The organism is Enterococcus sp. LJL99, from assembly GCF_054871725.1.
This window is the reverse complement of record NZ_JBTXLT010000012.1, coordinates 1-12,158: the sequence shown is the minus strand read 5'-3', so window position 1 is coordinate 12,158 and position 12,158 is coordinate 1. Positions and strand designations below refer to the sequence as shown.

Genomic DNA, 12,158 nt, shown 5'->3' with positions numbered 1-12,158 from the left:
AAAAACACCTCATAGGATCATTTTTTGATTAGATCCTATGAGGTATTTTTTTATACACAATTAAAAATTGTCATAGTGAATATTCTGGCACTTTATTTACAACTAATATCCGTCGACACTCTCATACCTCGCCTCAATCTGCTCCACACACTTTAATTAACAAACTGCTTAACTATCGGAATCCAAATCTCACATCTGTATTCCTCACTACTCATATCACCTTCAGAATACCATTCAAACTCAGGTAAAGGTATCTGTTCATAACCAGATATTGGAAACCATTCATTATAAATTCGTTGAAACATTTCACCAATCGCCAACGGAAGTGCCCCATTGCATTCAAAAATAGCCCAAGTAGCAGCTGGAACATCTAGTGTTTCTAATTTAGTATTAGCTGTGCCATCAGTTATTACCGCGACAAAATAATCCGTCGAATAATCTTCATACATTTTTGAATAAGCACCCATGGGGACTGAAGTAGTCGTATCTTTATTAAAAGTCGTTAATTCTACTATTTTTTCTGGTGTCATTGATTGCCACATTTCACCTACCCCGTTCATTAACGTCTCAATCGATAAATTCTTTTTGAATCCAGCAATCTGAAACGCTTCTTTTTCAACTATCTTATACTTCATCGCTTCTCTTCCTTCAACAGTGATTGAAAAACGAACTCGAGGATAGGCCTTTAATGGTATATTTTTTTCTCTTGCTTGAGTCGGAGTGATTCCATGTAATTTTTGAAAAGCTCTCGCAAAAGAATCAGGTGATTGATAGTCATAGGTTGAAGCAATATCGATTATTTTTTCATTCGTATGTTGTAGATCAAAAGCAGCTAACGTCAAGCGACGCTTACGAATATATTCCGCTGGTGGAACCCCAACAATTCCTGTAAATAATTTCAGAAAATGATATCGTGAACATAAAGCTATTTTTGCGACGTTATCAAATTCGATAGATTCCTTTAAATGATTTTCAATATAGTCAATCGCTTGTTCCATATTTGATAAAGTATCCATACTCTCATCTCCTCTTTTTATTTATCATACTATATAATCAAGTTTTTAAACCCGACTTTTCCTGTTTTGTTTTGTAGGTTAGATAGAATCTAGTCACTTTTTAAAATACCATGTCCGAAAACAACTAGTTTTCAACTAATTATTTGCTATAATAAATGAACAGAACAATTGAAGATTGAAAGGAGAAAATGATGGATTCAAACACTCATGGTTTATACACCGCCTTTAAAACAAAAGATCAGCGACTAGATGGACGTTACTTTGTTGGAATTTCATCTACCGGAATTTACTGTCGTCCTATCTGTAAAGCGAAACAACCAAAAGAAATTAATTGTACTTTTTTCCATTCAGCCGCTGAAGCTGAACAAGCTGGTTACCGACCATGTCTGATGTGCCGCCCAGAATTAGCTCCTGGAAATTCGCTTGCCGATGCGAATAAACAGCTAAGCTATCGAACCGCTAAGTTTCTAGAAGAAAATTGCAGTCAGCGATTAAGCATGGAGGAAGTCGCAAACAAATTAGGCTATACAGATCGTCATTTACGCCGTGTCTTTAAAAACGAGTATAATGTCTCTCCAATTCAATATCTCCAAACTTGTCGACTACACCTAGCTAAGCAGTTATTGACCGATACAAATTTAAGTGTGCTAACAGTAGCCATGACTTCTGGTTTCGGTAGCTTACGTCAATTCAATGCAACTTTTAAAACACAATATAAATTAACACCTTCTCAATTACGTAAAAAAAGAAAGCCTACTTCTGCTGATGATTCAATTACATTATCCTTAAGTTATCATCCACCTTATCGTTGGACAGAGTTACTGCTCTTTTTTAAAAATCGAGCAATCGCTGGGATTGAACAAGTTGACGAACATCACTACATGCGGACAATTCAATTGAAAAATAGTCAACAAGAACCGTTTCATGGCTGGATTAAAGTGACACAAAATAATAAAAAAAAGGCGTTAGATTTAACTATCAGTCATTCTTTACTAGGTGTTCTACCACAGGTCATCGCGCAAGTAAAAAAACAGTTTGATTTAGCTTGTGATCCTGAAACAATTTATGATTCATTAAATTCAATGAATGAGATTATTCCAAATTCGTGTATTACAGGAATTCGCTTACCAGGTTGTTTCGATTCTTTTGAGATGTCTGTTCGTGCTATTTTAGGTCAACTAATTTCAGTAAAAGCTGCCAATACGATAGCTAAAAGAATCGTAAAAGCCTTCGGACCAAAAATCCAGACAGAATTCTCTGGACTAACACATCTTTTTCCAACTCCTGAAGTTTTTTTAGCTCTTGAAAATATCCAAGAATCATTAGGGCAACTCGGAGTTACCGCCGCTAAATCGAATAGTATCTATCAATTAGCTGACTATTTTGTGACAGGAAAAATAAAACTTGATTACAGTGTTCAACCAGAAGTAGAAATGAAAGAAATACAAACAATTAAAGGCATTGGAAGTTGGACAGCTCAATATATTGCTATGCGAACAATGGGTTGGACAGACGCATTTTTAGAAACTGATGTTGGGGTAAAAAACGCAGTTGCTCCTCTATCTACCAAAGAATTTCAAAAAATCGCCGGACAATGGCACCCTTGGCGAAGTTATGTTGTCCTAAATTTATGGAACACTTTATAAGGAGGATTCTTTTATGTACTATTCTACAACTTACCCATCTCCTGTTGGCTTGTTGACGTTGGCCAGCGATGGAACAGCTTTAACTGGCGTTTGGATCGAAAATCAAAAATACCACGGCGATACAATCTATAGTGAGTTAAAACTCTCAGATAACTTAGTCATTTTTCAACAAACAAAACAATGGTTAACAAATTATTTTGCTGGCAAAAAACCTGCTATCGACGAACTGACTCTTCATTTTATCGGAAGTGATTTTCAGAAAATAGTCTGGGAAATTCTGTGTGAAATTCCTTATAACGAAGTCACTACATATGGTGAAATTGCAAAAAAAGTGGCAAAAAAAAGAGGCCTCACCAGTATGTCTAGTCAAGCAGTCGGCGGTGCGGTTGGACATAATCCTATTTCAATTATTGTCCCTTGCCATCGAGTTGTTGGATCAAATGGTAGCTTGACTGGCTATGCAGGTGGATTAGCCGCTAAAATCTCGTTATTGAACTTAGAGGGATTGGATACTGATTCATTCTTTGTTCCAACCAAAGGGACTGCCTTATAGTTTAGCTGATAGGAAGGTCAAAGCGTTGGTAAAATCAATGCTTTGATTTTTTTATTTTCAATTAACAACTTCAACTTTGACTTTATTTTTAGAAACTCAGGAATTTTATAACAGGACCGTTTAAAATATCATTTACTTTAGTAATTATTTTACGTACAATTAAATCGAATTACAATTCTTTAGTAAATTTATGCATAATAAAAGGATCGATAAAATGAACAAGAAAAAAGTTGGTTTGATATGTTTAATCAGTATTATAACGTTACTATTGGTTTCATGCAGAATGATTGCTAAATTTAACGGCAGTAGAACAGGTAATGACGATCACTTTATTATGAATTATAAAGTATTGAATATAGAAGATTCTCAGGAACTCACACTAAAAAAAGCAGATAAAGTAATCTGTGAGATAGATAATGAAGCTGGAGAAATCACAATTACAATCACACATGTCGGAAAAGATGAATTAATTAAAAAAAATTATAAACGGGAAAAAGATCAGTTTACTTTTGAAGTCCCCAATGATGGGAAATACACGATTTCTGTAAGCGGAAATAAAGCAAAAGGAAAAGTGAGCTTTGTTAGGGAATAGTAGTTGATGTAAAAAAACTCTAAGAAAAAAAAGGTATTAAAAGACCTCAATCATATTTTTATTATTGACAATTTATTCATTTTCTAGTGGACATTATAAATATTAACACTAAAATTTTTTCTTTTCATAACTATAGTATTAAGTTATTCATTTTACAGAATAGTTAGTTATCTAAAGCACTATATTGACTACGGAAAATAAAGATACATTCCATTTCAAAATAAAATTTATTAAATAAGTGAAAGGTTTGTTTACTATGATTCGAACTCTTACAATCACAGATGCACTAACCCTAAATCATATTAATAAAGAACAATTAGGTTATGATGTTCCATTATCAGTAACCGAAAATCAACTCATAAAATTATTGAACGATACAGATCATCATTTCTTTTTAGGTTTCGAAGATCAAGAAACGAAAGAAATTTTAGGGTATGTCCATGCTGAAGTTTATGAAACAATTTATTCTAAGACATTTTTTAATATTCTAGCTTTAGCAGTCTCCAAAGAAAATGTAGGTCAAGGAATTGGAAAAAAGTTAATGTCGGTCTTGGAAACAGAAACTCGTACTCGAGGATATGATGGCATTCGTTTAAATTCAGGAATAAAAAGAATCCATGCACATAAATTTTATGAAGCAATTGGTTTTATTAGTGATAAGGACCAAAAAAGATTTAGAAAATTTATTAACTAAATTATGATCAAATAATCCAATTTTACCAAGACTATTTTAGCTAGTGTATCATTCATTAATCACAAATAAAAAAGGAGGTTTTACTATGACAGTCGCTATTGGTTCATTATTTTTAGGACTCTATTGTCTATTAGTTGCACCCAGATATTTCCCTATGCTCGGTTTTAGAGGCGCTTTATATTGTTTACAAGTAAAAAATAGTTGGGGAATCACAAATAAAATTTTCGGTCTATTCTTATTAATTTCACGAGGCATTTACCTGATTTCTAGTGACTTAAAAATTTTTATTTTCATGCTTTTGCTAGGAATGTTAACTACAGATTTACTTTCTTTTCTTTTATTAAAAATAAATTTAAAGATTATTGTTTAAACTGATTTTGTTAAACTAGCAAAAGCTGAAGCGGAGGCTTTTGATTTACTAGAACAACAGCATTCCTTTAATTGGTTGTATTTTGCTCCACCGTTTGAATTATCATTAGACTACCAAGTAAATCACGATTATGTTTTGGCGAATGATGTTCTAAGGTTTTCTAGTAGCGGTACAAGTATTTTATCTTATGAAGACTTTTCAGATGCTATCTTAGAAACCTTATCTGATACGTATGCGGTGGATAATCGAATTGTTTCTGTATCTGAACAATAATTATTAAGAGTAAGGTATAAATAATTCATTTTATAATACAAAGGAGGCTGGGTAAAATCTCCCAACCTCCTCATTTTTTATTTAAGTTTCATTTCAGCAAATAATAAACGACTTATTAAAGCCTTGCTTACTTTTAGTAATTTTAAAAAGTTTATTTGACTATTTACATTGTGTTTCTCTAATTTTATTATTTCGTTATTTCCGCATTTTTATAATCAAATGGAGCGCCCATTGCATGAGATTCTACTCCTTTTACGGTAGAATTCCGTAAATATGTTTTCGCTTGTTGGAAGACTGGCGTGATGGGTAATTCATTCATAATAATCTGATTTGCTTCAACCATCTTATTCCAACGGAGATCTAGGTTTGCACCATCTTTTGTATTAATTTCATTAATAAGAGTATCATAATTTCCATTTATAAATCCGCCATAATTCAACGGATTACTTGATTCCAAATTATTAAGATAGCTCATTGGATCAGGATAATCGGCACCCATTCCTGCCAAAGCAATATCGTAACTTCCAGAATCTAAACGATCCAACGATACCGCAAAAGGAACTGAACTTACATTTATTTTTATTCCTGTTAATGTTTGCTGTAATTCTTCTTGAAGATATTCAGATATTTTTTTTGCGCTTTCGGTGTCAGTAACTAATAATTCTAGTTCTATCGAATCTTCTCCTAATTCTTTTAGCGCTTTTTCCCATGATTCTTTTGACTTCTCTTTATCAAACGTCGCTTTTGGTTGACTATATTTCGTAAAGTCTTCATGACTCTCTGGACTATAAGCTAATTCTGCTGGAACATAGGTCTCAGCTGCTGTTGATCCGTTGGCTAAAATCTTATCTGCAATAGCTTTGCGATCTATACTATATGAAATAGCCTTACGAACATTTTCATTTTTAAGAATAGAGTCTTCCGCATTCATATTAAATTGAATATAAAACGTATTTGGTTGCAAAATAGATAGAAAATCAGGATTATCTAAATTTTGTTGCGCTAATTCACCAGAAAGATAAGTCTCATTAATTTTTCCATCCTCGTACATATTCAATGCAGTATTTGCTTCCTTCACTACCTTTATATCTACTTCATTCAGCTTAACCGCTTCTTTATCCCAATATGTATTGTTTTTTACATATTTCCAATTACTAGATACACCTGGCCCAATATAATCTTCTAAAACAAAAGCACCATTATAAACAGCGTTTTCACTTGTTGTAGCATATTCTTTGCCATATTTTTCAACGATATCCTTTCGTTGTGGAAAAAAATTAGGAAAAGCTAACAAATTTTGGAAATAAGGAGTTGCAGATTCTAATTCAATTTCTAATTCATAATCGCTTAATGCTTTAATTCCTAGTTCTTCCTTAGCTATTTCACCTTCAATTATTTTTTCAGCATTTCTTACAGGTTTAAACATTTCTGCATATTCAGAACCTGTCTGCGGATCTACTGTTCGTTGCCAAGAAAAAACATAATCATTAGCGGTAACCGACCTGCCATCTGACCATTTTGCTTTTTCATTTAATTTTACCGTATATTTCAGCCCATCATTACTAATTTCAGCTAATTCAGTTGCTCCTGCTGGAAGCAACTCATCCGAATCTCCTAAACGATATAATCCTTCATATGTATTGTATAAGGCAGTAAGACTAACAGCATCTGTTGCAAGGGATAGATCCGCGGTAGGAAGTTCTGCATTTTCTACACGTTTAAGAATCTGTTTCACCTGATCTTTTGCTTCCTCCTCCGCATTATTACTTGACGATCCACAGGCTGCTGTCACTAATAGGACTACCGATAAACTTGTAGCTAATAGTATTTTTTTCACTCTATTTTAACCTCTCTAAAATGTATTATTAGTTTCACCTAATTGAAACTATTATAATTAGTTATCATTAATTTTGAAACCTTATAAATATATTTTAATTGAAACCTTAATTAATTATTACAATTTTTTCATTTAGGAATCCATTATATAATTATATATAACGTTTTAACTGCTATTATTGTTTGAAAAATAACACAGAATATTTTAAAAATGTCAATTATTATCCATTAGACTTATTCTATTTTTCTCGAAGAATACATTAGAAATTTATGAATAAAAACAAAAAATTCATAAATTTATTATAAAAAACAATAAAAAATGTTTTTTTTAACAATTAAATAATCTATACTAGTTTTTTATACTAAAATAAAACTTTAAATTTTACATAGTAAATACTATACAAATAAATAGAAATTGAGGTAACAAAATAAAATGGATTATTTAGACAACACTAGTGGATTACGACGATTTGATGTACGCAAAATGAACTTAATGGTATTGATTTGTTTTAAAATTTCTCAAGAAAAATCTGACTCTATATCATTTGATTTTGAAGAATTAGAGAAATATATTAAAATAAACTTTTCCGACTTAGAAAAATCTAACTACTTTAAAGAATTAACACAAATGTCTTGGGTAACAAAAGAAGCTGGTTGTGATACATACAGTCCTGTTTTTATAAATTATGAAGTAAATAGAGAAAATAAGCTTGTTTATTTTCTTGTTAATAAAAAAGTTCTCAGCAATCTGGAAATGATAGGCTCTTATTTCGATATCAATCACTTAAAAATATTTTTAAGTATTTCATCTAGTTACGCAAAAACCGCTTATTATATGTTCCTTGAGATGAAAGCTTTTGATAACTATACAATTAGTATAGAATGTTTCAAACATGTATTAGCTATTCCAAGTAGTTATAAGATGTCTGACATCGATAAAAAAGTTTTTTCACAGATGGAAGCGCAGTTAGAACGTTATTTCCCTTCATTCACGATTGAAAAAATCAATAAAGGAAGAGGCAACACTATTGGTTATCTAAAGTTCCATCTCTTTGATTAATCAATAACCGTTTATTTGAGATAATTATAGCTCTAAAGCAAATAAAATAAAAACGATCCAATCATTATTTCCATTTTATTAAACTATTTTCGTTTTTAATTGGTCTTTTTGCTTATAAAAATATCATTTTCAACCCAACTATACAATCAGAAAATGAATTTTTTTATAAAAGAATAATTTTTTCGCTAACCAATTAAATAAATAGAATCAAGTAATAGTGGGAAACTTTATTCTCGACCAAATGGGTAGCTATTATCATCGGAAAAAATTTTCTTTACTCAGTATTTAGTACTATGTACTATATCATGGTGGGTTAGACAAAAGTAAAGAACACTTTTGTTTTATCTCTTAAAACCGAACAAACGGTATAAAACAGTCAGAATCTCGGCAATTTCCTAACCAACATTCATTGCAAAGAACGCAATAACTCCTGGTTCGTACAATTGCTCAATTCTAAGCGATTGTTTTATGACCTGAACAAACGGTATAAAACAATCAGAATCTCGGCAATTTCCTAACCAACATTCATTGCAAAGAACTCAATAACTGCTGGGTCGTACAATTGCTCAATTCTAAACGATTGTTTTATGACCTGATAAACGGTGGTGAAAAAGTAGCTACTACGCTATGCTCCGATCACAACAATTTTTAAGAGCTAAAGCTCTAACAATTAAAGGCTTCAGAAATAAGCTAATGTTGTACGATACCTACTCGGTTACCAAAAATTTGAAGATCACCAAGAAGGAATCATTCAACATCGAAAGGAAACCTTTCATGTTTCTTGTCATTTTCGAAAATTCCTTCTTATTGCGATAAGTCACGAAGAACGTAGTGATTCGATGATGCATCGTACCTACTTGGTTCTCAGAACTAACCGCTTTTATCACAACCTCATCTAAATAATTAAAAAAAAACTAAAAATTCATTCTGTACCTTTTAATCGCTTCATTCGATTTATGCTGGAAAATAACTAGCTTGGTAAAAAAAGAGAATCACCTCTATAGTATAAAAAATCAGATAAAATTTACATTCAAGCCCTTTTTTCTATATTGACCTACTTGATAATTAATAGAGTATTTTTTAATCAAAATAACTATTTTTACTCTAAAAAAAATCAAGTCAAGTCAAAAATTTATTTAATGGATGCTTCCAAATAATCAATCAGCAGTTTACTAATATTCGTCGCTGTGTCATTTTTTCTAGAATCATCAACCATAATCATCGCCATAAATTGATTATTACTACAGTCCATTGCTAAAAGGAAGAATATAAATGAACTTAGGAATCATCTCAGCATCAGGAAAATTAGGAAGTATTCTTATGTCGAAAATAGAGAATAATCGTACTACTCAAACAACTGCTATTGTGCGTGATAAAAAGAACGTCGAGGTTACAAAACATCTTATACAATTATTTGAAAACCAAACTACAAAATAATTAATTTGCGGCGGTGCCGAACCACTCTATTTAAATCCAGAAAAAACATTGCGTATTTCTGAATCAGACGATGTTCCAGCTGCTTTTGATTTACTAAAGCAGTAGCATTCCTTTAATTGGTTGTATTTTGCTCCACCGTTTGAATTATCATTAGACTACCAATTAAATCACGATTATGTTTTGGCGAATAATGTTCTAAGGTTTTCTAGTAACGGTACAAGTATTTTATCTTATGAAGACTTTTCAGATGCTATCTTAGAAGCATTGTCTGATAAGTATGCGGTGGATAATCGAATGGTTTCTGTATCTGAACGGTAAAACTAAAACGTAGCTACTTTAATTACTAGTCTGAAATAAGACAAAATTGCTACACAAAATCTAAGCAGTTCCTAGAGATTGAGAAAAGTAGTGACTCGCTATGAGATCTTACTTATTGAGTTTTCGTAAAACTTAATTTCAATTTGCCTCCTATTCAGTTTTAGAGAATAAATAAACTTGATATAAAAAAGGACACTTTTGATTGTTTCTCAAAAGTGTCCTTTTTTCAATTATTAATCGAGGTTCTATATCATCCTCTCTTTTCTACTTAGTCTTTAATTATGTCAGCAACATATTCCGTAAATTCAATCCCATTTTCTGTCGCTTCTTTTTTATACTGTACTAATTCAGAATCAGTAATTTGACTTGAATTAATACCAGCTTCATACAGCTCGCGCCTTAATTGAGATACAGTCTCTTGCGGATTTTCTTTTCGAATATCATCTATTGAAGAATCGTCAATACTTATTTCTGTGCTTTCACTTGTTTGATCTGCAGATGATTCTTTTATTTCACTTACAGTTTGCGCAGTTTTTTTACTTTCTACTGTACTATTTTTTGATGTCTTACTACAACCTGTAACCATAAATACCGCAATCAGACTTAATAACAATATTCTTTTTTTCATTTGATACTCCTTTTTTATTTAACAGCAAAAAATGGTCTTCCAGCTGTCCAATCAACATAATCTTCTGACGGATTATTCCATAATTGACTGGTTGAAACTTGTCCACTATAAAATTTTTGTCCATAAGGATCATAGATAGTTGTTTTTCCATTAGAATAGCCGTGTCCGACAATTGCATGTCCAATCCCAACATTAACATACATAACAACAGGATATCCTTTAGCTAAATAGTCATTTAGTTCAGCTAAACTATTCATAACAACTACTTGTTTGCCGTACGAATTCATCCCTTTAACAAAGTCTGGTCCTGACGCGCCAAAATATTGTTGATTAAATCCACCAAAACTATAGATTCTATTTGCAGTATCAATTGGTGTAACATTTATCCCAAAATGTCCTTTTAAAACCATCGCCATACTTGTTGGTACACAACCCGAAGGACCTAATGTTGACATTCCATACTGGCGATTACTCCAACGACCATCCAATTGGGAATAATAATAAGGACGTTTTGATAAACGTATAGCAACTTCATCTTGTTGTAGCGTATAATTCGCTCCACTTAAATACTGTAGTTTTCCATTTACTGTTCCATAAATATCGGTTTTGAAGGCTCCTCCGTGTTTAAAGTCTATTGAATTAACAATTACTGACCACGAACCATTTGAATTACGTGTCCCTTCCAACCATTTGATATCATCTTGACCATTCGTAGTACTCCACGTCGGAAACTGTACTCTTGTTACATTTCCTCCATTTGGATTAAATATTGTCACTTGCATTTTTGTATTACTGATTGATTTTGTTTCAACCGTGTTTTCAGCAGGAGCCTCTAGAGTGTAATTAGCATCACCAAGTTTCTGCATTTTCCCATTTACTGTTCCATAAATATCGGTTTTGAATCCACCGCCATGTTTATACTCTGATGAATTAACAACTACTGACCACGAACCATTTGAATTACGTGTCCCTTCTAGCCATTTAATATCGTCTTGTCCATTCGTGGTACTCCATGTCGGGAACTGTACTCTTGTTACATTTCCTCCATTTGGATTAAATATTGTCACTTGCATTTTTGTACTACTAATTGATTTTGTTTCAACTGTATTTTCAGTAGGAGCCTCTAGAGTGTAATTAGCATCACCAAGTTTCTGCATTTTCCCATTTACTGTTCCATAAATATCGGTTTTGAATGCACCAGCGTGTTTATACTCTGATGAATTAACAACCACTGACCATGAACCATCTGTATTGCGTGTTCCTTCTAGCCATTTAATATCGTCTTGTCCGTTCGTAGTACTCCATGTTGGGAACTGTACTCTTGTTACATTTCCTCCATTTGGATTCGAAATAGTTATTTTCATTTGCGTTTTACTGATTGAAGTCATCTTAACCACATTCACATTGACTAATTCTAACTCATACTTGGCTTCATTAAGCTTTTGAAGTTTTCCATCTACAGTACCATAGATATCGGTTTTGAATGCCCCACCATGTTTAAACTCCTTCGAATCAACAATCACTGACCATGAACCACCTGCATCACGTGTTCCTTCTAGCCATTTAATATCGTCTTGTCCATTGGTCATACTCCATGTTGGGAATTGAACTCTTGTTACATTTCCTCCATTTGGATTCGAAATAGTTATTTTCATTTGCGTTTTACTGATTGAAGTCATCTTAACCACATTCACATTGACTAATTCTAACTCATACTTGGCTTCATTAAGCTTTT

General features: G+C 32.4%; 13 protein-coding genes. 9 read left to right on the top strand and 4 right to left on the bottom strand.

Annotation, left to right across the window (positions count from 1 at the left end):
* Positions 1-152: 152 nt before the first annotated feature.
* Positions 153-1,016, bottom strand: a complete 864-nt coding sequence (locus ACYSNW_RS15065; RefSeq protein ID WP_461745857.1) for an AraC family transcriptional regulator — start codon at positions 1,014-1,016, stop codon at positions 153-155.
* A gap of 191 nt (positions 1,017-1,207) precedes the next feature.
* On the opposite strand from ACYSNW_RS15065, the gene ACYSNW_RS15060 reads away from it, so the two are divergent.
* From ACYSNW_RS15060 to ACYSNW_RS15035, 6 genes are all read left to right on the top strand, one after another.
* Positions 1,208-2,662, top strand: a complete 1,455-nt coding sequence (locus ACYSNW_RS15060; RefSeq protein ID WP_461745855.1) for an AlkA N-terminal domain-containing protein — start codon at positions 1,208-1,210, stop codon at positions 2,660-2,662.
* A 13-nt stretch (positions 2,663-2,675) separates the two neighbouring features.
* Positions 2,676-3,215 carry a methylated-DNA--[protein]-cysteine S-methyltransferase gene (locus ACYSNW_RS15055; protein ID WP_461745853.1) on the top strand — a complete coding sequence of 180 codons (540 nt, stop codon included), beginning with the start codon at positions 2,676-2,678 and terminating at the stop codon, positions 3,213-3,215.
* A 214-nt stretch (positions 3,216-3,429) separates the two neighbouring features.
* On the top strand, positions 3,430-3,807 hold the full coding sequence (locus ACYSNW_RS15050; protein ID WP_461745851.1) for a hypothetical protein: 378 nt from the start codon (positions 3,430-3,432) through the stop codon (positions 3,805-3,807).
* A 256-nt stretch (positions 3,808-4,063) separates the two neighbouring features.
* Positions 4,064-4,501 (top strand): GNAT family N-acetyltransferase, encoded by a 438-nt coding sequence (locus tag ACYSNW_RS15045; protein WP_461745849.1) that lies wholly within the window; start codon positions 4,064-4,066, stop codon positions 4,499-4,501.
* Between the two features lie 85 nt (positions 4,502-4,586).
* Entirely contained in the window at positions 4,587-4,871 is a 285-nt protein-coding gene (locus ACYSNW_RS15040) for a hypothetical protein (RefSeq protein ID WP_461745847.1), read from the top strand.
* 75 nt (positions 4,872-4,946) lie between these two features.
* On the top strand, positions 4,947-5,144 hold the full coding sequence (locus ACYSNW_RS15035; protein ID WP_461745845.1) for a hypothetical protein: 198 nt from the start codon (positions 4,947-4,949) through the stop codon (positions 5,142-5,144).
* Between the two features lie 187 nt (positions 5,145-5,331).
* On the opposite strand, the gene ACYSNW_RS15030 is transcribed toward ACYSNW_RS15035, so the two are convergent.
* Positions 5,332-6,981: a peptide ABC transporter substrate-binding protein gene (locus ACYSNW_RS15030; protein ID WP_461745843.1), complete on the bottom strand. Its 1,650-nt coding sequence runs from the start codon at positions 6,979-6,981 to the stop codon at positions 5,332-5,334.
* Between the two features lie 432 nt (positions 6,982-7,413).
* On the opposite strand from ACYSNW_RS15030, the gene ACYSNW_RS15025 reads away from it, so the two are divergent.
* From ACYSNW_RS15025 to ACYSNW_RS15015, 3 genes are all read left to right on the top strand, one after another.
* Positions 7,414-8,040: a replication initiation protein gene (locus ACYSNW_RS15025; RefSeq protein ID WP_461745841.1), complete on the top strand. Its 627-nt coding sequence runs from the start codon at positions 7,414-7,416 to the stop codon at positions 8,038-8,040.
* A gap of 1,272 nt (positions 8,041-9,312) precedes the next feature.
* Positions 9,313-9,477: a hypothetical protein gene (locus tag ACYSNW_RS15020; RefSeq protein WP_461745840.1), complete on the top strand. Its 165-nt coding sequence runs from the start codon at positions 9,313-9,315 to the stop codon at positions 9,475-9,477.
* A 120-nt stretch (positions 9,478-9,597) separates the two neighbouring features.
* The gene (locus ACYSNW_RS15015) at positions 9,598-9,795 is read left to right on the top strand and encodes a hypothetical protein (RefSeq protein ID WP_461745838.1); all 198 of its coding nucleotides are present in this window, start codon (positions 9,598-9,600) and stop codon (positions 9,793-9,795) included.
* Positions 9,796-10,063: 268 nt separating this feature from the next.
* Here ACYSNW_RS15015 and ACYSNW_RS15010 read toward each other — a convergent pair whose 3' ends face one another.
* Together ACYSNW_RS15010 and ACYSNW_RS15005 are read right to left on the bottom strand one after the other, a co-directional pair.
* Complete coding sequence (locus ACYSNW_RS15010) at positions 10,064-10,423, bottom strand: hypothetical protein (protein WP_461745836.1); 360 nt, start codon at positions 10,421-10,423, stop codon at positions 10,064-10,066.
* Between the two features lie 14 nt (positions 10,424-10,437).
* On the bottom strand, positions 10,438-12,158 hold a 1,721-nt coding region (locus tag ACYSNW_RS15005), incomplete at its 5' end, for a GBS Bsp-like repeat-containing protein (protein WP_461745834.1).

What these genes read in the sequence shown, in the direction of transcription:
- ACYSNW_RS15065 (WP_461745857.1), bottom strand. Translation starts at nt 1,016, where the DNA reads ATGGATACTTTATCAAATATGGAACAAGCGATTGACTATATTGAAAAT.
- ACYSNW_RS15060 (WP_461745855.1), top strand. Translation starts at nt 1,208, where the DNA reads ATGGATTCAAACACTCATGGTTTATACACCGCCTTTAAAACAAAAGAT.
- ACYSNW_RS15055 (WP_461745853.1), top strand. Translation starts at nt 2,676, where the DNA reads ATGTACTATTCTACAACTTACCCATCTCCTGTTGGCTTGTTGACGTTG.
- ACYSNW_RS15050 (WP_461745851.1), top strand. Translation starts at nt 3,430, where the DNA reads ATGAACAAGAAAAAAGTTGGTTTGATATGTTTAATCAGTATTATAACG.
- ACYSNW_RS15045 (WP_461745849.1), top strand. Translation starts at nt 4,064, where the DNA reads ATGATTCGAACTCTTACAATCACAGATGCACTAACCCTAAATCATATT.
- ACYSNW_RS15040 (WP_461745847.1), top strand. Translation starts at nt 4,587, where the DNA reads ATGACAGTCGCTATTGGTTCATTATTTTTAGGACTCTATTGTCTATTA.
- ACYSNW_RS15025 (WP_461745841.1), top strand. Translation starts at nt 7,414, where the DNA reads ATGGATTATTTAGACAACACTAGTGGATTACGACGATTTGATGTACGC.
- ACYSNW_RS15020 (WP_461745840.1), top strand. Translation starts at nt 9,313, where the DNA reads ATGAACTTAGGAATCATCTCAGCATCAGGAAAATTAGGAAGTATTCTT.
- ACYSNW_RS15010 (WP_461745836.1), bottom strand. Translation starts at nt 10,423, where the DNA reads ATGAAAAAAAGAATATTGTTATTAAGTCTGATTGCGGTATTTATGGTT.